This window comes from Microbacterium sp. W1-4-2, assembly GCF_058349885.2.
Genome location: NZ_JBYRJC020000002.1, coordinates 554,217 through 573,815, shown reverse-complemented (window position 1 = coordinate 573,815; position 19,599 = coordinate 554,217). Strand labels below are relative to the sequence as shown.

Genomic DNA, 19,599 nt, shown 5'->3' with positions numbered 1-19,599 from the left:
GGCCTGAAGTCCCGACTGCAGCGGCTCGACAGATGGACAGTGCGGCATTGGGGCTTTGCCCGGGTCCGCGCGGATTGTCGCCCATGATCGTCATCGTGTGTCACGTGTCCTGCTTCAGAGCTCAGCGCTCCAGTCGCGGGCATCGACCGACGGCCGGTCTTGGCCATCACTCGGAGTGATGGCGCTGTCGCGGTCGAGTGGATGTGCGAGGGTAGGCGCGGTGACGGCTGGAGTGCGCCTGCCGCCGGTCCGCTTCAACGCCGGGCGGCGGAGTCCGAGATGGCTGCGACTCGGCGTTTACGGCGAGACCTCTCGTTGGAGGTGTGCTTGCTGGCCCGGTCGCGCCAGCATCCGGGGATGTTTCACGTGAAACACGGCTGCTATACGCGCAGGCATCCGGACCTGGTTGAGCGGATCCAGCCCCGTGGGTGCAGACGAGACCGCTCGCCCTCTGGTTTCTACACCGAGTGAGTGAGGATGAGCTCCTCGCCGGCGGCCGACATGACCGCGCACACGCGGCTGGACGTGTTTCACGTGAAACACACGTTGGGCGCGTCTTCTCGAGGCTCGGCGCGTGTCACGCAACCCGGTTGTGGCTTCGGTGACGTGTGCGGTCCGTCCCACGCCCGGCCAGGGTCCTCAGGGACTCGTCTGAGATTGACGGATACCTCCGACTCGCGTGCGGAGGCCCGCGCGGAGACCCGAGTCTCGGTGAGGCGTAGGGCTGGGGTAGCTGTTCCCGGAAGATGAGCTGCGACAACTGTTTCACGTGAAACGGACCTGTCGGTGTCAGGTGCCGCTCGGCTCATCGGCGGGGTCGCGGTTGGTGCAGTGTCGTTCGCCAGCGTGACAAACCGCTGGTCTGTGCGAGGAACCGGTCGGTGCGCCGTCGGCGAGTATGGCTATGGCGACAGCTGCCCCGAGAATCGAGAGCCGGCAAGCCCAGCGGATGCACGATCGGCCCGGCGCGGACCCGCCGTGGGTCGACCAGGGCTGCGGGGTTCTGTGGAGTGCGTGCCCGCGGTGCACGCCGTGCACGGGACGCATCCTCACGCTCATGCCGAGGTCGACACCGCCGGTTGCAACGCGACGGTGCTCGGTCAGCGCGGGCCTCGCCGCCCCGTCGTATCCGGCTGATGCGGCGGACTAATTCGACCCTCGGATCGAAGCCGTGAAGCGTGACACGGGAAGCTCTCCGTCTCAGCCCCGGTTCCGCGGCGTTTCACCTGAAGCGAGACCCAGCCCGCCGCGTCTCGCTCTTTACGTCTTGCGAACGTGTTTCACGTGAAACGTGGGCAGGCCAGCTGTACAGCATCGGCTTCGGCGCTCGCCCACCGCCGTGCGCAGTAGAACCAGCCCGGACCGTGTCAGGTTCGGCTCACGTCGTCCGGGCCGGACTGTTCGTCTCGTCCCGACCGCTCTCGCCGGTCGAACAGCTGGATTCGAGCGCCATGGGCCCAAGAGCACCGAGGTCCAAGCCCGAGGACCGTACCGCGGCATCACCTGTCCCTGAGGACGAACCACGTCGCGGATGGTCAATGCGACGAATCGTCGCGTGAGTCCTCGACGACCAGCGGGGCCATGGTTTCACGTGAAACGGTGCTCGTGCTGCCTGCGGTGTGGTGCGCTGTCGAAGGAAGAGCGGGCAGAGGTGAACGAGTTCGTGCCAGGAACATCCACGGTGGGCAGTAGACGAGGCGAGGATGACCGGAATGTCAGAGCTCCGGCATCCCACTCCCCCGTGCGAACAGCATCGTGGTTAAACACTCATCGACGGTATCCGTGGGCACCGCATGGCGTTCCGGGCATGGGGGTGCCCCCGTTTAGACTTGACGACAGGACGCCGCACGAAGAGGGAGTGTGTTTCACGTGAAACAATCCGAGGACTCGGACACGACGACCTTGAATCCCCTCGGCGACAGTCCTATCGCCCGCGAGCTCGCTGACCTGACGGCTCGCCGCAAGGTTCTCGACGGCGCCACCGTCACGCTCACCGGGCGCACGCGGGTGATCACGGTGTCGAACCAGAAGGGCGGCGTCGGCAAGACGACGACCACGGTCAACATCGCGGCCGCACTGGCCTCCGTCGGTGCGCGCGTGCTGGTCATCGACATGGATCCGCAGGGAAACGCCTCGACCGCGCTGGGCATCCCGCACAGCGCGGACGTTCCCAGCGTCTACGACGTGCTGATCGACGAGGTTCCGCTCGCGAGCATCGTCCAGACCAGTCCCGAATCCGAGCTGTTGGCGTGTGCGCCGAGCACGATCCACCTCGCCGGCGCCGAGATCGAGCTCGTCTCGCAGGTCGCACGTGAACACCGACTGCGCACGGCCCTCGAGGGCTACCTCGAGACCGCCGAGATCCGCCCGGACTTCGTGATCATCGACTGCCCGCCGTCGCTGGGTCTGCTCACCATCAACGCGTTCACGGCGGCGCACGAAGTGATGATCCCGATCCAGACCGAGTACTACGCACTCGAGGGCCTGAGCCAGCTCCTCGGCAACGTCGGCATGATCCAGAAGCACCTGAATCCGCGGCTGCACGTATCGACCATCATCCTCACGATGTACGACGGGCGGACGCGCCTGGCCCAGCAGGTGGCCGAAGAAGTGCGCACCCACTTCTCCAGCCAAGTGCTCGAGACCGTCATCCCTCGCTCCGTCCGTGTGTCGGAGGCCCCCAGTTTCGGCCAGACCGTGATCGCGTACGACGGTCAATCGGCCGGGGCGATCGCCTATCGTGAGGCGGCCGTCGAAATCATCAAACGTGACGCAGTGAAAGAAGGAGACGCCTGATGGCAGCCAAGCGCACAGGACTGGGACGAGGCATCGGCGCGCTCATCCCCACGGCCGAGGCCACCCAGGAGCGCCCGGTCGACGTCTTCTTCCCCGGTGGGTCGACGACCGCGACCAAGGTGAAGCAGGACGCCGCACCCGATTCAGCGGATCTGACGCCCCCGGCCGACCAGGCGCCCGAGCCCGACCTGGTCGCGGTACCGGGTGCCCGCCTGATCCGCGTCGACCCACACGATATCGTGCCCAACCCGCGCCAGCCCCGCACGGTGTTCGATCCCGAGGACCTCGCCGAGCTCGTTCACTCCGTTCGTGAGTTCGGAGTGCTGCAGCCGGTCGTCGTCCGCCAGAACGCCGAGGGCGCCTACGAGCTCATCATGGGCGAGCGGCGCACGCGGGCTGCCCGCGAGGCGGGGCTCGACTCGATCCCGGCGATCCTGCGCGAGACGTCCGACGAGCACCTGCTGCGCGACGCCCTGCTCGAGAACCTGCACCGTTCCGAACTCAACCCGCTGGAAGAGGCATCCGCGTACCAGCAGCTGCTCGAGGACTTCGGCATCACGCAAGAGCAGCTGGCGACCCGCATCGGACGTTCTCGCCCGCAGATCAGCAACACGATCCGCCTGCTCAAGCTGCCGGTCCCCGTGCAGCAGCGCGTCGCCGCGGGCGTCCTGACGGCTGGCCACGCCCGCGCGATCCTTTCGCTCGACGACACCGAGTCGATGCAGCGGCTCGCCGACAAGATCGTCAACGAGGACCTCTCGGTGCGCGCTGCCGAGGCTGCGGCCAAGACGAAGGATGCCGGTGCCACGCGGACTTCGGCACCCAAGGCCGGTGCACGCAAGGCGTACCTGGACGAGGTCGCCGAGCGACTCGGCGACCGGTTGAACACCAAGGTCAAGGTCACTCTTGGAGCACGTAAAGGCCAGGTCAGCATTGATTTCGCCACCGTGCAGGATTTGAACCGCATCCTGGCAGAACTCGGTGAGTCCACCTACGGCGCCTGAACCCGGCAGGTCGGCGGAAGCACCCCCGATCGTCGTTTAGGCTGGAGCGATGGCAGGTCGGAACGACGACGAAGTGATGCTGAAGCGGCGCGCGAGCCTTGAGCTGTTGCGCGCCGAAGCGGCGGACGAGCTCGCGGTCCTCGTGCACGAACGGCTGCTCGGCGGTGAGGACCCGTGGGATTTCATGGAGGAGCTTCCGTCCGTCGACGAGCTCGTCGTCTTCACTCTGCGAGCCGAGAACATCGCGGCCAACGGCGGGGTGCGACCGAACGCCGCACGCCACTATCGGGTCCTGCGGCAGATCGCCCTCGACTACCCCGAGCTGACGCCGACGGTGTGGCGTCTGATCGGCGCCGCGAACACGCACCGGCGTTGGGACGCCGTCGTGCGGGTCGAGGCATCCTGACCTTCTCTTCCCACTCCGCATGAGCGACCGACGCGCTCGGTGATGCCGAGGAGCTGTCCGCCGACGCCCCCACAGCGCACGCCGACAGGCGTACCGTGGGCACCGGCGACCCGCTCGCCGAGGCGAGCCGTCACACGGACACGAGGAAGTGGCAGTGATGACTACGACGAAGCCCGAACCTGAACCGGTCACCGGAACTTTCGAAGTCGCCGACGGCGGACTCAAGCGCAGACTCTCGCTCACACAGCTGCTGCTGCTCGGCGTAAGCGCGCAGATCGGGTCGGGCTGGCTGTTCGGCGTGCTCGCCGCGGCGGGAGTGGCGGGGCCCGCGGCGATCCTGTCGTGGATCATCGCGTCGGTGCTGGTCTTCCTCATCGCGCTGACCTATCTGGAGCTGGGCGCGATGCTCCCCCGCTCGGGCGCCATCGTGCGCTACACCTACCTCACGCACGGGTCGCTGTCGGGCTGGATCATCGGCTGGGCGTACTGGCTTTCGGTCGTGTCGATCCCACCGATCGAGGCCGAGGCGACGCTGACGTACCTCGGCGGGCGCTTTCCCGAGACGCACCTGCTGACCACGGTCGAGGGCGTGCAGGTGCTGAGCTGGCCGGTCGGGATCGTCGCCGGGTTCGTGCTCATGCTGCTGTTCTTCGCGCTGAACTTCTTCGGCGCCCGGTTCCTGGCCGAGTCGAACCGGTGGGTCACGCTGTGGAAGATCGCCCTGCCGACCCTGACCTTCATCTTCTTGTTCTTCATCCTCGACGGCAGCAACTTCACGGGCTACGGCGGGTTCGCCCCGATGGGCGTTCCCCCGATCTTCCACGCGATCGCCACGACCGGCATCATCTTCTCGCTGCTCGGGTTCCGCCAGGCGCTCGACTACGGCGGCGAGGCACGCAACCCGCAGCGCAATGTGCCGCTGGCGACGATCGGGTCGATCGTGATCCCGGCCGTCATCTACACGCTGTTGCAGGTCGCGTTCGTCGGCGCGTTGAACTGGAAGGACATGGGCCTCTCCCCCGGCTCGTGGGGCAAGCTCGTCGAGGGCGGCTGGGCCGACGGTCCCCTGTTCCACGCACTGGACTCCGCCAACATGGCGGCGCTGGCGGCGCTGGGCACCTTCCTGCTGATCGACGCGGCGATCTCGCCGCTGGCCACCGGGTGGGTCTACCTCGGAACCGGTGCTCGCACCGGGTACGGACTCGGGGTGCACCGCAACATCCCGAAGGTCTTCACCGCGAACAACAGGTTCGGCATCCCCTGGCTGCCGCTGATCGTCTCGGCCGTCGTAGGCTGCGTGTTCTTCGTGCCGGCGCCCAGCTGGTACCAGCTGGTCGGGTTCATCAGCTCGGCCGCGGTGCTCACCTACATCATGGGCGGAGCGGGCCTGCCGGTGCTGCGGCGCACCGCGCCCAACCTGCAGCGGCCGTTCCTGCTCAAGGGATACCGGGTGTGGTCGCCGATCTCGTTCCTCGCGGCGGTGCTGATCCTCTACTGGAGCGGGTTCTCGACGCTGGCCAATGTGATCACCGCGACCTTCATCGGGCTTCCGTTCTTCACCGCGTACTTCGCCTGGAAGATGAAGTGGATGAACGCCGTGGCGAGCATCGTGATCAGCGTCGTCTTCTTCGTGCTGTGGATCTGGGTCGCCGCCGCCGGCGGCTGGGTGCTGACCACAGGCGGCGGGCAGCGGCCGGGCGGGTGGCCGTTCCCCGTGTACTACATCGTGTTCTGCGTGCTCGTGGTCGCCTTCTGCGCCGCGGTCTGGACCACGAGCACTGCCGAGGGCAAGCGCCATGTGACCGCGAACTGGTGGCTGATCTGGCTGCTGCTGGCCTCGCTCCTGGTCGGCTACCTCGGCGAGTACGGGCCGATGACCCATCCCGCCCTGGGCTTCCCCTGGGGCATGCTCGTCGAGGTGTGCGTCGGCATCGTCGCCTACGTCTGGGCCATCTACTCGGGCTTTGCGACCGACGAGATCAAAGACATCGTCGCGACGGCAGACGGCGGGACGGTGACGCCGGATGCCGAGACCAGGTCCGCCTGAGTCGCAGCGCACACGATGAAGGCCCCCACATCGTGGGGGCCTTCATGCGGAACGGTCAGCCGAGATAGGCGGCCAGATCCTGCTCGAGCGCGAACTTCGGCTTGGCGCCGATGATCGAGGTCTTCACCTCGCCGCCCTGGAACACCTTCATCGCCGGGATCGACGTGATCTGGTACTTCATGGCCAGATCGGGGTTCTCGTCGACGTTCAGCTTCAGGACGGTGATCTTGTCGGGGTTCTCGGCCGCGATCTCATCGAGCACGGGCGACACCATGCGACACGGCCCGCACCAGGCGGCCCAGAAATCGACGAGAACGGGGCCGGGCGCGTTCATCACGTCCTGCTCCCAGGTGGCGGAAGTGGTCGCCTTGGCAGTCATGTTTCTCCTTCGATGGAAGTCTTCGCTGGTGAGAACCCGAGTCCGGGCGGATTCATTCCTAGCCGACCGGCTGGTCGACCTCGGGACGGCCGCCGATCTCGTCCGCAGCGGCCGCGGGGGCGCCCGCCTCGCCGAGGGCTGCGAGGAAATGCTCGGCGTCGAGGGCGGCGACCGTTCCCGAGCCGGCCGCGGTCACGGCCTGGCGGTAGGTGGGGTCGATGACGTCGCCGGCGGCGAACACGCCCGGCGCCGTGGTTCGCGACGAACGGCCGTCCACCCAGACGGTGCCCTCGGCGGTCAGCTCGAGCTTGCCGTGCACGAGGTGGGTGCGCGGGTCATTGCCGATCGCGACGAAAACCCCGGTCACCGGCAGTTCTCGCTCGGATCCGTCGACCGTGGAGCGCAGCAGCACGCCGGTCACGGCATCCCCGCCCAGAATGTCGGCGACCTCGCTGTTCCAGACGAACTCGATCTTCGGATTGTTGAACGCGCGCTCCTGCATGATCTTCGAGGCGCGCAGCTCGCCGCGGCGGTGGATGACGTACACCTTCGAGGCGAAGCGGGTGAGGAACGTCGCCTCTTCCATCGCCGAGTCGCCGCCGCCGACGACCGCGATCTGCTGCTCGCGGAAGAAGAAGCCGTCGCAGGTCGCACACCACGAGACGCCGTGGCCAGACAGACGCTCTTCGCCGGCGATGCCGATCTTGCGGTAGGCCGAGCCGGTCGCGAAGATCAGCGCGTCGGCCTCTTCGACCTTGCCGCTGCCGAGCGTCACGCGCTTGACCGGGCCTTCGAGGTCGAGCTCGACGGCGTCGTCGTAGAGGATCTCGGCGCCGAACTTCTCGGCCTGCTCCTGCAGCTTGGTCATCAGGTCGGGGCCCTGGATGCCCTCGGGGAATCCGGGGAAGTTCTCGACCTCGGTCGTGTTCATCAGCTCGCCGCCCACGTCGACGCTGCTCGCGATCACGAGGGGGTTCAGGTTCGCCCGCGCAGCGTAGATCGCCGCGGTGAACCCCGCGGGGCCGGAACCGATGATGATGAGCTGACGCACGTTCTCTCCCGTCTGCAGACAGCACGACACTGCCTGGATGCCTCAACACATCGTAACCGCGCGGCATTCCGCCGCGGCCCGGCGAGCGGCCCGTCTGCGAGCGTCGAAAAGTGTCAGCGGTGGACGAAACGGCGCGCGACCTGCAGGGCGGGCCCGAGCTCGGGGGCGCGCATCAACGCGAGCAGCAGGATGTAGACGGCGAGGCTCACGAGGCAGATCACCGCGGTGCCGAGGGCCCCGCGGATCATGCCCGACAGCATCCATCCCGTCGCTCCCCCCAGGAGCACGTACGCTCCCCAGCCCGCCAGGCCCGCAGGGACCGCGGCGACGGCGAACCGTCCGAGCGCCGACACCCACGAGCGCACCCGCAGCGCGCCGATCTTGCGTCGCAGCAGCCAGGTCGCGATCACCAGCTGGATGAGCGCCGCCAGCGACTGACCGAGCGCCATGCCGGCAGCCATCCACTCCGGTGGCAGCAACGAGAACGCGAGGTACGCGGTGCCGATCACCACGGCGGTCTGCACCAGGGTGAACAGGAACGGCGTACGGGTGTCGTCGTACGCATAGAACGTGCGCTGGATCGTGAACTGCACGGCGTTGGGGATCAGCCCGGCCAGCATGCACCACAGCAGCGGTGCCGCCTGAAGGGCGCCGTGCGCGCTGTTCGTGAAGATGCGGGATGCCGGGGCCGCGGCCGCGGCGACGGCGGCCGTCGAGATCACGATGAACACACCCACCGTGCGGATGCTGCTGTCGATGTCGGCACGCACGTCGTCGATGCGCCCCGCGTGCGCGTGCTCGCTCAGCCGCGTGAAGTAGGGCGTGCCGATGGAGAGCACGATGACGGAATACGGGAGCATGTACAGCAGCCACATGTAGCCGAACGTGGCGGCGGCCGGGCCGTGGCCGGACGCGTGCGACAGCAGGGTCGACTGGATCAGCCCTGCGACCTGGCCCGCGATCACCATGAGGAAGGTCCACCCGGCGAGCGTGCCGACCTGGCCCAGGCCCACGCCGCGCCAGCGGAAGTCGAGCCGGATCTTCAGGCCGGTCTTGCGCCAGAACGCGAACAGCAGCAGCGCCTGGACAGCCACGCCCAGTGTCGCGGTGCCGCCGATCAGGGCGCCCATGCCGCCGGTCCAGCCGACGACGTCCTCACGCAGGCCGAACAGCGCGATGAACGCACCGAAGCCGGCGATCGAGATGACGTTGTTCGCGATCGGCGACCACGTGTACGGACCGTAGATGTTGCGCGCGTTCAGGGTCTCGCCGACGAGGGCGTACAACCCGTAGAAGAGGATCTGTGGAAGGCACCAGTACGCGAAGGCGATCGCCAGCGCCTGCTGCTCGGGTGGGTAGCCCGGTGCGTAGAGCCCCACCAGCGCCGGTGCGAGCGCGACGGCCATCAGGGTCGCGCCCAGCAGGATCACGGTGCCCATCGTGAACAGCTTCGAGACGAACCCGCGACCGCCGTCCGCATGCGCAGCGGCCTTCACGATCTGCGGCACGATCACCGCCGTGAGCAGCCCCGTCGATACGATCGTGTAGATCGTGTTCGGCAGGCCGTTCGCGGTGGCGAACGCGTCCGCCGCGCGGCTGCCGGTCGAGCCGAGCGCAGCGACCAGCACCATCGTGCGGACGAAGCCGCTCAGGCGCGAGACGATCGTGCCGGCGCCGATCATCATCCCGGCGCGCCCGATGCTGGTCATGCGCCGTCCTCTGGGGAGTCGGTGGATGCGGCATCCTTCGCATTCGCGTCGGGTCCGGCGCCGTCGGGCTCGGCGTCCTCGGCGTGGCGGCGGCGGCGCGCGAGGATCGTACGGACCAGTCCCAGCACCAGGAAGCCGCCGATCGCGATGCCGAGCGCAGTCAGACCGATGACCTCCCAGTCGGCGTGGACGTTCAGGTCGACGCTCTGCGGAGCGCCGACCGAGACCCCGGTCGGGCTGTAGAGGCGCAGGTCGAGGGTGACCTGCCCGCTGCCGATCCGGGCGCGCACGGGCACCGTCACGCGGGTCGTGCTGCTGGCCTGGGCGTCCACGGGGGTCGTCGTCTGCACCTCGAGGCGCAGATCGTCGGGGACCGCACGCATGACGACGTGCACCGGCCACGGCAGGTCGTTGCGCACGCCGAAGCGCAGGGACGCCGACGAGCCGGCGAGGTTCCACGAGCTGCTGGGCGCAATCGTGACCGACTGCAGTGTGGTGTCGGTGGCCTCTTCGTGCGTGGCGACCGCCGCGCTCCACCCGTTCGGGTCGTCGAGCCATGCCCCGCCGAGCAGCTGCAGGAGCGTGGCGCGCTCGGGCCCTGTGAGCACGGTGGGATCGTCGAGGATCGACGAGAACATCGCCAGCTCGCGCTCACCGTGCGTGAGGCTCGTGAACGCCGACGCACGCAGCGGGCGGGACGCGGCATCTTTCACCGTCACCGGCTGCGCCGCCGCCGAGGCCACCGTCGCGAGCGTCGCAGACGTCGTGGACGGCACGCGGGTGACGGCCTGAACGGCGGCAGACAGTCCGGATCGCGCGACGGCACGGTCGACCGCGACCAGCAGCGGGCGGGTTCCGCTGGCCTTCGCGGCCAGATCCAGGTACGCGGATGCCGCAGCCAGGGACGACCCGCGAAGCGGCGGCTCGAGGGTCGAGGCGGTGCGCAACTGGTCGGAGACGGACGAGTCATACACGAGCAGGTCGGCCTTGCCGGCGACCGCGTGGCCGGGGACGACAGCCCCCTGCGCGCCGGCGGTCGTGGTCGCCGACGGGATCAGGGTGAGCGCGGACGCATCGTCGGTCGACATCTTCGCGAGGGTCTGCAGGGTCTTGCCCCCGGCCGTCCCCGAGAACGGCCACATCACGGCGCCGCGCGTGTTGGGTCCGAGATACTGCAGCGCCTCGAGCGTCGGATAGACCGGCTGGTTGGGCGCGGTGGTCGGTGTGGGCGACGCGGTGTCGCTCGGCGTCGGGCTCGGCGTGGCGTTGGGATCGGGAATGAAGTCCTGGGGCTGCATAGAGGATTGCAGGCTCGTGGGCGCCAGCAGCGTGGAGCGCCCGTCGGCGACCTGCAGCGCGACGTCGGCGTCGCCGAACTGCAGCGCGAAACGCTCGTTGGGCAGCATGTCGAGGCGCTCGAGCCATGCGGTGGCCGACTCCGGGGCCGCGCTGCCGAGCACCCGGATCGACGCGGGGATCGCGGGATCGATCGCGAGGATCACCGAGGTGCCGGCGACCGCGTTCAGCTCGTTGGTGAGATCGCCGTCCAGGGCGGTCAGCTTCTCGAGCTCGCCCGCAGTGAGCAGGCCCGCAGACAGGGGCCCCGCCGTGATCGGCACGACGAGCCCGACCGGGGTGCGGTCGGTGGCCTTCGGGTCGGGAACCACGAGCACGCTCGTGGCCGTCCGCGTCGAGGACGGGCCCTTGATCGTCGCCTGCAGCGGGTGCACGCCGGGCGTGAGCTTGGCGAGCATCGGGTCGTCCTGCGGGACGGTGACCACGGCGCTGCCGATGTCGCCGGAGTTCACCGAGGCGATCGTCTGCGACCCGACGGCGACGAGGCCCTTCGCCTGCGCCTTTCCGCCGAGCCAGGCGGTGAGGGCGCCGCGGTCGGCGAGCGTGGCCGTGCCGACGCGGACCGTCGCGGTTGTCTCGGCGAGGCTGAACGGGGTGCCGTTGTCGAGCGCGACCTGGATGTCGACCGGCCGCCGCTTGTCGATGACGCCCCCGCGCAGCGTCGAGACGTAGGCGGCCACCGAGCCCGATAGTGTGGGCGACGGCGACGGGCTGGGGGTCGCGGCGTGCGCCGCGCCGGTCCCCGAGGGCAGCACCGGGGCCAGCGCAAGTGCCGCCGCGGCCGCGAATGCCGTGATGGCGCGGGACAACCGGCGGCGGTCGCCGCGTCTGGCCGACTCGGCTGCCATGCGGGCGGGGTCGCCACAGGCGCGCGGGTCAGCGGGGGGCCGGTCAGAGGATGCGGCTCGCGACGCGCGCGCGACGGGATCGGAATCGGTCACGGACATGCTGTGGATGGTGTCGTGCGATGAACGCCGCACGATCTGGTGCGATTCTACGGGGCGGCCCTCCGTGCCCGCCGAACGCGCGCCGCGGGCGGTGGGCCGGCGCGGTTGAATGGGAGGATGCTGCAGCCTGACCCCGATCCGTCCCTCTGCCGTGGCGTGGCCGCCGACCTCGAGACGGCGGGATACCGCACCGAGCGTCTGCGCTCGGCGTGGGGCGCGGCCGCGGACGGCGCGCTCGGCCGGGGACACGCGCTGCCCGCCCGAAGGGCCCTCGCCGGCGATCGACGCCCGTTGGCGGTCATCGCGCGGCTGTTCGGCCTCGGCGACGCCGTCTCGGCGGACGAGGCATCCCTCGCCTTTCCGACCGCGGGTGTGGACGGACTGGTGTCGCTCGGACTGGTGACCGTCGATGCCGGGAGGGTACGGCCCGCACTGCTCATTCGCCCGCAGGCATATGTCGATGAGGACGGGGCCGGCGAGTGGCTGGTGGCCAGCGACCTCGATGAGGCGGCGCTGGGCGGCCCGCTGCCCGAAGACCACGTGCTCGGCGTCGGCCAGGCATCGCTGACCCTCGCGGGCCTCCAGTTGACCGACGAGGTCGGTCGCGCACTGGATCTGGGCACGGGATGCGGCGTCCAGGCGCTGCGTGCGCGGCGGGCCGCGGCATCCGTCACCGCGACCGACGTGTCGGACCGCGCCCTGCGGATCACGCGGCTGAACGCACGGCTGAACGGCGTGGACGGCGTCGAGACGCGGCGCGGCGACATGTTCGCGCCGGTCGCGGGCGAGACGTTCGACCGCATCGTCTCGAATCCGCCGTTCGTGATCACGCCGCGCGCCGGCGGCGTGCCGACGTACGAGTACCGCGACGGCGGGCGGGTGGGTGACGGGCTCGTCGCGGAGTTCATCGCGGGTGTCGGGATGCACCTCGCCCCCGGCGGCACGGCCCAGCTGCTGGCGAATTGGGAGTCGCGGGGCGGCCGGGCAGGCCTGGAACGGGTGCGGGAGTGGGTGGATGCCTCGGACATTGCTCTGGATGCGTGGGTCATCGAGCGCGAGCTGCTCGATCCGGTGGCGTACGCCGAGCTGTGGATCCGGGACGGCGGCACGGTGCCGGGCGCACCGGGATACGACGAACTGCTGGGCGCGTGGCTCGACGACTTCGCCGACCGGGGCGTGGACGAGATCGGGTTCGGCTACATCCTGCTGCGGCGCCCGGTCGACGGCGCTCCGACGCTCGCACGGTATGAACGGGTCGCGCAGCCGCTCGCCGAGGGCGGACTGGGCGCGCACCTGGGCAGGGCCCTGGCCGCGCACGATCTGCTCGTCGCACGGGACGACGTCGGGCTCGCGGCATCCACCCTCGTCGTCGCCCCCGATGTCACCGAGGCCCGGCACCACTTGCCGGGGGCCGCGGATCCGAGCGTGATCGAGCTGCGACAGGGCGCCGGGCTCGCCCGGGTGCTCGACGTCGATCCGGCACTCGCCGCACTGGTCGGTGCGTGCGACGGCGATCTGGCCGTCGGTCCGCTGATCGACGCGATCGCCGAGCTGCTGGAGGTGGATGCGGCATCCCTGCGCGCCGACCTTCTCCCCCGCGTGCGCGAGCTGGTCTTGTGCGGGTTCCTGTCGTTCGCGTGAGCGACGCCCGCGCAGGGCACAAGGGGAGCGCGGATAGGCTGGAACCCATGCTGAACATGGCGGAGGGCGTCGCGCGCCTGGACGAGCTCGCGGCCTCGCCGCCGGTGGCGGCCCTCGCGCAGGCGTTCGCCGACGCGGGGCATGCGCTCGCTCTCGTGGGCGGTCCGGTTCGCGATGCGCTGCTGGGCAGGACCACGCACGACCTCGACTTCACGACCGACGCGCACCCCGACGAGATCCTGCGGGTGGTGCGGCCGATCTCGAGCGCGCAGTGGGACATCGGCCGCGAGTTCGGCACGATCGGCGCCCGTGTCGCCGGCGAGCAGGTCGAGATCACGACCTACCGCGCCGACAGCTACGACGGGGCCACACGCAAGCCGGTCGTCGCGTTCGGCGACACGATCGACGGCGACCTCGTGCGCCGCGACTTCACCGTCAACGCGATGGCGCTGCACCTGCCCGACAAGCGGCTGGTCGATCCGACCGGCGGCGTCGAAGACCTCATCCGCGGCATTCTGCGCACTCCGATCGATCCCACCGTGAGCTTCGGCGACGACCCGCTGCGGATGCTGCGGGCCGCCCGGTTCTCGTCACAGCTCGAGTTCGACGTCGACCCCGAGACGGTCGCCGCGATCGAGCAGCTGCGCCAGACGATCCAGATCGTGTCGGCCGAGCGCATCCAGGGCGAGCTGATGCGGCTGCTGGCCACCGACGACCCGGGTCGCGGCATCCGCCTTCTCGTCGACACCGGGCTGATGGCCGAGTTCCTGCCCGAAGTGCCCGCGCTGCGCCTCGAGGTCGACGAGCACCACCACCACAAGGACGTCTATGAGCACTCGCTGACCGTGCTGCGCCAGGCCATCGACCTCGAGCACGCCCGCCACCCGGGCGCGCCGCCTGACCTGCCGCTGCGGCTGGCCGCGCTGCTGCACGACATCGGCAAGCCGGCGACTCGCAAGCTCGAGCCGGGCGGGGCGGTCAGCTTCCACCACCACGACGTGCGCGGAGCACGCCTGGCGCGCCGGCGTCTGCGCGAGCTGCGGTTCGACTCCGACACCGTCGACACGGTCGCCAAGCTCATCGAGCTGCACCTGCGCTTCTTCGGCTATGCCGAGGGAGCGTGGACGGATGCCGCGGTCCGCCGCTACGTGCGCGACGCGGGCGATCGGCTCGAGCGGCTGCACATCCTCACCCGCGCCGACGTGACCACGCGCAACAAGCGCAAAGCGCGCATGCTCGCGACGGCGTACGACGACATCGAGCGGCGCATCGACGAGCTCGCCGCGCAGGAGCAGCTCGACGCCATGCGCCCGGAGCTGGACGGCAACCGGATCCAGCAGGTGCTCGGCATAGGACCCGGCCGCGAGGTCGGCGAGGCCTATCGGTTCCTGCTCGACATCCGCCTGGACGAGGGCATGGTCGGGCCCGAAGAGGCCGAACGGCGCCTGCGGGCGTGGTGGGCAGCCCGGTAGCACGGGAAAGTCTGGGTGACCAGACGGGATGCAATCAGATCGTCACATTCGCCCCTTGCGGGTGTACATAGAATTCAGGGGGCCGGCGTCCGCCCGAGACGCCGCTGACCCTCGACGATGAGGAAGGTACGAAATGCGAAGGATCCTCGCCCTGCCGGTAGCCGTGGTCGCCGCGGCGCTTCTGCTCACCGGCTGCGTGAACAACCAGGCCTCGGAGGGCCCCGGCTCGAACGGCAACGGCAATGCCAACGCCTCCGACAGCGCCAACCCCTACGGTGTGAAGAAGGACGACGCCCTCGCGAAGACCCTTCCCGCGGCCATCCAGAAGTCCGCGACGATCCAGGTCGGCATCGACCCGACGTACCCGCCGAACGAGTACAAGGACGACAGCGGAAACGTCGTCGGCTGGGATGTCGATCTGGCCAATGCGATGGCTGCGAAGCTCGGCGTGAAGATGGTCTACACGACGTCGAAGTTCGACAACATCATCCCGTCCATCACCGGCGGCAAGTACGACCTGGGCGTCTCGTCGTTCACCGACACGACCGACCGCGAGAAGCAGGTCACGTTCGTCAACTACTACAACGCCGGCGTGCTGTGGGCCTCGGCCAAGGGCAAGGCGGTCGACCCGAACAACGCCTGTGGGCTGAAGGTCGCCGTCGAGGCCGGCACGTACGAAGACACCGAAGAGGTGCCGGCCAAGTCCAAGGCGTGCACCGACGCCGGCAAGGCAGCGATCTCGATCTTCAAGTACGACGGCCAGGACCAGGCCACGAACGCCCTCGTGCTCGGCCAGGTCGACGCGATGAGCGCCGACTCGCCGATCACCGAGTACGCCGTGCACCAGCAGGCCGACAAGATCCAGGTCGCCGGTGAGACATTCGACATCGCCCCGTACGGGTTCGCCGTGGCAAAGAACGGCCCGCTCGTGGACGTCATCAAGAACACCCTGCAGTCGCTGATCGACGACGGCACCTACCTGAAGATCCTCACGAAGTGGGGCGTGCAGGACGGCGCCGTGAAGGCCGCGGCCGTCGACGCCGCGTCGAAGCAGTAGTCATGAGCGACGTGCAGAGCGCCGGCGGGACTCCCCCGCCGGCGGCCGACACCTCGGCCGTTCCGATCGCGCGGGCCGACACCATCAAGGCGGTGCGGCTGCGGCATCCGTGGCGCAACACGTTCGCGGTGGTCCTGATCATCGTCGTCGTGCTGTTCATCCTGGACGCGGCCCAGCGCCAGACGTTCCAGTGGGACCTCGTCGGCAAGTACCTGTTCGACACCCGTGTCTCGCAGGGCGCCATGATCACACTCGCGCTGACCGTGCTGGCGATGCTGTTCGGCATCATCCTCGGTCTGATCCTGGCGATCATGCGCCTGTCGCCGAACCCGGTGCTCAAATGGGTCGCCTGGGCGTTCCTGTGGGTGTTCCGCGGCACGCCTGTGTACGTGCAGCTGGTGTTCTGGGGCCTCATCACCCTGATCTACAAGAACATCATCGTCGGCATCCCGTTCGTGCACACGTGGGCCGTGATCGACATCACGTGGACGCCCCCGCTGTTCCTCATCGCCGTCATCGGCCTCGCGCTGAACGAGTCGGCGTACATGGCCGAGATCGTGCGCGCGGGCCTGCTGTCGGTCGACCCCGGGCAGGAAGAGGCCTGCACGGCTCTGGGCATGTCGTGGGGGCAGACGATGCGCCGCGTCGTGGTTCCGCAGGCGATGCGCGTGATCATCCCGCCGACCGGCAACGAGGTGATCTCGATGCTGAAGACCACGTCGCTGGTGGTCGCGATCCCGTTCACGCTCGACCTGTTCGGGCGCACGCGCGACATCTCGGCGACGATCTTCGCGCCCATCCCGCTGCTGATCGTCGCCTCGGTCTGGTATCTGTTCTTCACCTCGATCCTGATGATCGGGCAGTACTTCGTCGAGAAGCGGTTCGCCCGCGGCTCCGACCGGTCGCGCCCCGTCGTCGCCGGTGCCGTGGTCGGCGCCGAGGGCCAGGGGGTCGCCGGCGTCGGCATCGACGTGGGAGGAAAGGGATGACCGCCATGGATGCGAACACCGCTCAGGCCGCCGCGGGCGCGAACACCACCGCGAACGGCACGCCGCCGATGGTCGAGGCCGTCATGGTCTCGAAGAGCTTCGGCAGCAACGAGGTGCTGAAGTCGATCTCGCTGCGCGTCGAGCGCGGCCAGGTGATGTGCGTGATCGGACCCTCAGGCTCGGGCAAGTCCACGTTCCTGCGCTGCATCAACCACCTCGAGCGCATCGACGCGGGCCGGCTGTTCGTCGACGGCGAGCTGATCGGCTACCGGCAGAAGGGCGACAAGCTCTACGAGCTGCGCCCGAGCGAGGCGGCACTGCAGCGGCGCGACATCGGGATGGTCTTCCAGCACTTCAACCTGTTCCCGCACATGACCGCGCTCGAGAACGTGATGGAAGCGCCGATGCGTGTGAAGGGCGTCTCGAAGAAGGATGCCGAGGCCCGCGGCCGCGATCTGCTCACGCGCGTCGGACTCAAGCCGCAGACCAAGCACTACCCGGCACAGCTGTCGGGCGGTCAGCAGCAGCGCGTGGCGATCGCCCGGGCGCTGGCGATGGACCCGAAGCTCATGCTGTTCGATGAGCCGACCAGCGCGCTGGACCCGGAACTGGTGGGCGAGGTGCTGGACGTGATGCGCGAGCTCGCCGAGAGCGGCATGACGATGGTCGTGGTCACGCACGAGATGGGCTTCGCCCGCGAAGTGGGCGACTCGGTCGTGTTCATGGACGGTGGCGTGGTCGTGGAGTCCGGCGACCCGCACGACGTGCTCACCAACCCGCAGCACCAGCGCACCAAGGCCTTCCTGTCGAAGGTGCTCTGACGCGGCATCCCGTGTCGCTCCCTCTGCCGCACACTCACAGACTTCGGAAGACCGCGCGAACCTCGGATGATTTCGCAGAGATCATCCGAGGATGATCCGATTCTCCGAACCCTGTGAGCGACGCAGGGACGGTGGGCGGCGCGGGAACGGGTGGCGCGGGAATGCGAAAGGCGGCCGGTGAGGGGCCGGCCGCCTTTGCGATGGATGCCGCAGCGAGGCGTGCCTGTCAGGGGCGGCCGCCGGCGGTGCGCAGGCCGAGCGTGCGCACGATCGTGCCGAACGTGTCGGTCTGATCGGTCAGGCCCACGACGTTCGCCGCCCCCGGGCCGTACCCGGCGATGCGCACCTGCGCGCCGGTGTGCTGCTGCGAGCCGCCGGCCGCACCCGTGCCGTACGACACCTTCATCACGGTGCCGTCGGCGGTGACCAGGGCCGTCGACAGCGAGGTCGGGGGCGTCGAGTCGACGATCTGGCTCGTGTGCGCGTGATCGGCGGTGACGATCACCAGGGTGTCGCCGTCCTTCTTCGCGAAGTCCAGCGCGGCCTGCACGGCCTCGTCGAGGTCGATCGTCTCGCCGATCTGGCCGCACGCGTCGGCGGAGTGGTCGCGCTTGTCGATCGAGGCGCCCTCGACCTGCAGGAAGAAGCCCTTGTCGTTCTTCTTCGGGCTGTTCAGCAGATCGATCGCCTTCGTGGTCAGCGACGCGAGCGACAGCGCGGTCGAGAGGCGCTCGGGGTTGGCGGTGCACGTGGTCGGCGTGTCGGCCCCACCCACCGTGGCCGTGGTCGAGGCGTAGCGCGTCGGGAAGTTGCCCGACGAGAAAAGCCCGAGCACGGGCTGGCTCTGGTCGGCCTTCGCGACGCCGGCCAGGCCCGCGGCATCCGTCACGACCTGGTAGCCGCGCTCGGTCGCCTGCTGCAGGACCGTCGAGCCCTGCCAGCGGCCGGCCTTCGCGGTCTGCTCGAAGCTGCGCAGTCCCCCGCCGAGCACGACGTCGGGGCGGGTGTTCAGAAGCTGCTCCGAGATCGAGCCGCGGCCGCCCTTCTCGAGCGCGTCGGCGCCGCACGCGGCGCTGTCGGGGCCGAAGCAGCCGCGGTCGCCGACGTGCGCGACCTGCACCGCGGGCGTCGCGTCCTGGATCTCGGCGGTCGACACGTCGCCGGTGCGCAGCCCGTTCGCCTTGGCGATCTCGAGCAGCGTGGGCAGCATGTCGCCGTCCACGTCGACCGAGATCGCCCCGTCGTACGACTTCGTGCCGGTGGCCCAGGCGGTGCCGGTGGCCGCCGAGTCGGGCACGTAGTCGGGCTTGCCCTTGTCCAGGCCGTCCTTGTATACGGAGTACGTCGTGTACGAGCCGGTCAGCGGCAGCGCGTCGATGCCCGGCAGGCGGCCCGCGGCGCCGTACCGGTAATTGCGGGCGACAGTGATCTCGCTGTCGCCCATGCCGTCGCCGATCAGCAGGATCACGTTCTTCGCCTTGCCGCCGGTGATGGCCTGGCGCACGGCATTCGTCTGGTCGCCCGAGATGCGGTGCGCGTCGGCGACGAACGCGCTCTGCCCGGCGGCGGCGGCGCCGGCCGCCAGCAGAGTTCCGCCGACGACCGCCGCAGCGGCCGCGACCGCCGTGACCCGGCGTGTGCGGCGAGAGGTCTTCGCGAAGAAGGAGGTCATGGATGCTCCCTGTCGAGGTGGGGTGGATGCCGGAGCCCGGCCCCTTCAGACGACACGCGCCGGGCGACCGGGCGGCGACGCCGGTCTGAATCCGGAGTGAACGCGCCGTGACGGTCAGCCGCGGCATCCACCCCCGCCGGTTGCGCAGGTCGCTCTGCTGCGCCCCCACACGCGTTGCATTCTGATCACGAACGAGGCTGCTCGTTGCCGCATCGACCTATTCACCGGAATGATGGGGTCATGCGGTCGCGC

At 69.3% G+C, this 19,599-nt stretch carries 14 protein-coding genes; 9 read left to right on the top strand and 5 right to left on the bottom strand.

What is annotated here, in order from left to right; genetic code table 11:
- Nucleotides 1-1,860 precede the first annotated feature (1,860 nt).
- The 4 genes from AC3RX0_RS10515 to AC3RX0_RS10500 all read left to right on the top strand — a co-directional run bounded on the left by AC3RX0_RS10515 (nt 1,861) and on the right by AC3RX0_RS10500 (nt 6,253).
- Nucleotides 1,861-2,796: a ParA family protein gene (locus AC3RX0_RS10515; protein WP_491505931.1), complete on the top strand. Its 936-nt coding sequence runs from the start codon at nt 1,861-1,863 to the stop codon at nt 2,794-2,796.
- Complete coding sequence (locus tag AC3RX0_RS10510) at nt 2,796-3,800, top strand: ParB/RepB/Spo0J family partition protein (RefSeq protein ID WP_491505930.1); 1,005 nt, start codon at nt 2,796-2,798, stop codon at nt 3,798-3,800. The genes AC3RX0_RS10515 and AC3RX0_RS10510 overlap by 1 nt, the downstream gene beginning before the upstream one ends.
- Before the next feature lie 49 nt (nt 3,801-3,849).
- The gene (locus AC3RX0_RS10505) at nt 3,850-4,206 is read left to right on the top strand and encodes a tryptophan synthase subunit alpha (protein ID WP_491505929.1); all 357 of its coding nucleotides are present in this window, start codon (nt 3,850-3,852) and stop codon (nt 4,204-4,206) included.
- A gap of 157 nt (nt 4,207-4,363) precedes the next feature.
- On the top strand, nt 4,364-6,253 hold the full coding sequence (locus AC3RX0_RS10500; protein WP_491505928.1) for an APC family permease: 1,890 nt from the start codon (nt 4,364-4,366) through the stop codon (nt 6,251-6,253).
- Nucleotides 6,254-6,308: 55 nt separating this feature from the next.
- Here AC3RX0_RS10500 and trxA read toward each other — a convergent pair whose 3' ends face one another.
- From trxA to AC3RX0_RS10480, 4 genes are all read right to left on the bottom strand, one after another.
- On the bottom strand, nt 6,309-6,632 hold the full coding sequence (gene trxA, locus AC3RX0_RS10495; RefSeq protein WP_417563193.1) for a thioredoxin: 324 nt from the start codon (nt 6,630-6,632) through the stop codon (nt 6,309-6,311).
- A 58-nt stretch (nt 6,633-6,690) separates the two neighbouring features.
- Nucleotides 6,691-7,683, bottom strand: a complete 993-nt coding sequence (gene trxB, locus AC3RX0_RS10490) for a thioredoxin-disulfide reductase (RefSeq protein WP_491505927.1) — start codon at nt 7,681-7,683, stop codon at nt 6,691-6,693.
- Nucleotides 7,684-7,796: 113 nt separating this feature from the next.
- Nucleotides 7,797-9,392, bottom strand: a complete 1,596-nt coding sequence (gene murJ / locus AC3RX0_RS10485) for a murein biosynthesis integral membrane protein MurJ (protein WP_491505926.1) — start codon at nt 9,390-9,392, stop codon at nt 7,797-7,799.
- Nucleotides 9,389-11,596, bottom strand: a complete 2,208-nt coding sequence (locus AC3RX0_RS10480) for a DUF6049 family protein (protein ID WP_491505925.1) — start codon at nt 11,594-11,596, stop codon at nt 9,389-9,391. Before AC3RX0_RS10480 ends, murJ begins: the two co-directional genes overlap by 4 nt.
- A 216-nt stretch (nt 11,597-11,812) precedes the next feature.
- Between AC3RX0_RS10480 and AC3RX0_RS10475 the strand changes: the two genes are divergently transcribed.
- The 5 genes from AC3RX0_RS10475 to AC3RX0_RS10455 all read left to right on the top strand — a co-directional run bounded on the left by AC3RX0_RS10475 (nt 11,813) and on the right by AC3RX0_RS10455 (nt 17,675).
- On the top strand, nt 11,813-13,336 hold the full coding sequence (locus AC3RX0_RS10475) for a DUF7059 domain-containing protein (protein WP_491505924.1): 1,524 nt from the start codon (nt 11,813-11,815) through the stop codon (nt 13,334-13,336).
- A 47-nt stretch (nt 13,337-13,383) separates the two neighbouring features.
- Entirely contained in the window at nt 13,384-14,808 is a 1,425-nt protein-coding gene (locus AC3RX0_RS10470; RefSeq protein WP_491505923.1) for a CCA tRNA nucleotidyltransferase, read from the top strand.
- A 133-nt stretch (nt 14,809-14,941) separates the two neighbouring features.
- Nucleotides 14,942-15,865 (top strand): ABC transporter substrate-binding protein, encoded by a 924-nt coding sequence (locus AC3RX0_RS10465; protein WP_491505922.1) that lies wholly within the window; start codon nt 14,942-14,944, stop codon nt 15,863-15,865.
- A 2-nt stretch (nt 15,866-15,867) separates the two neighbouring features.
- Nucleotides 15,868-16,854 (top strand): amino acid ABC transporter permease, encoded by a 987-nt coding sequence (locus AC3RX0_RS10460; protein WP_491505921.1) that lies wholly within the window; start codon nt 15,868-15,870, stop codon nt 16,852-16,854.
- 5 nt (nt 16,855-16,859) lie between these two features.
- A complete protein-coding gene (locus AC3RX0_RS10455) occupies nt 16,860-17,675 on the top strand; it encodes an amino acid ABC transporter ATP-binding protein (protein WP_491505920.1) in 816 nt (271 codons plus the stop codon).
- Nucleotides 17,676-17,901: 226 nt separating this feature from the next.
- On the opposite strand, the gene phoA is transcribed toward AC3RX0_RS10455, so the two are convergent.
- Nucleotides 17,902-19,347: an alkaline phosphatase gene (phoA, locus tag AC3RX0_RS10450; RefSeq protein ID WP_491505919.1), complete on the bottom strand. Its 1,446-nt coding sequence runs from the start codon at nt 19,345-19,347 to the stop codon at nt 17,902-17,904.
- Nucleotides 19,348-19,599 lie beyond the last annotated feature (252 nt).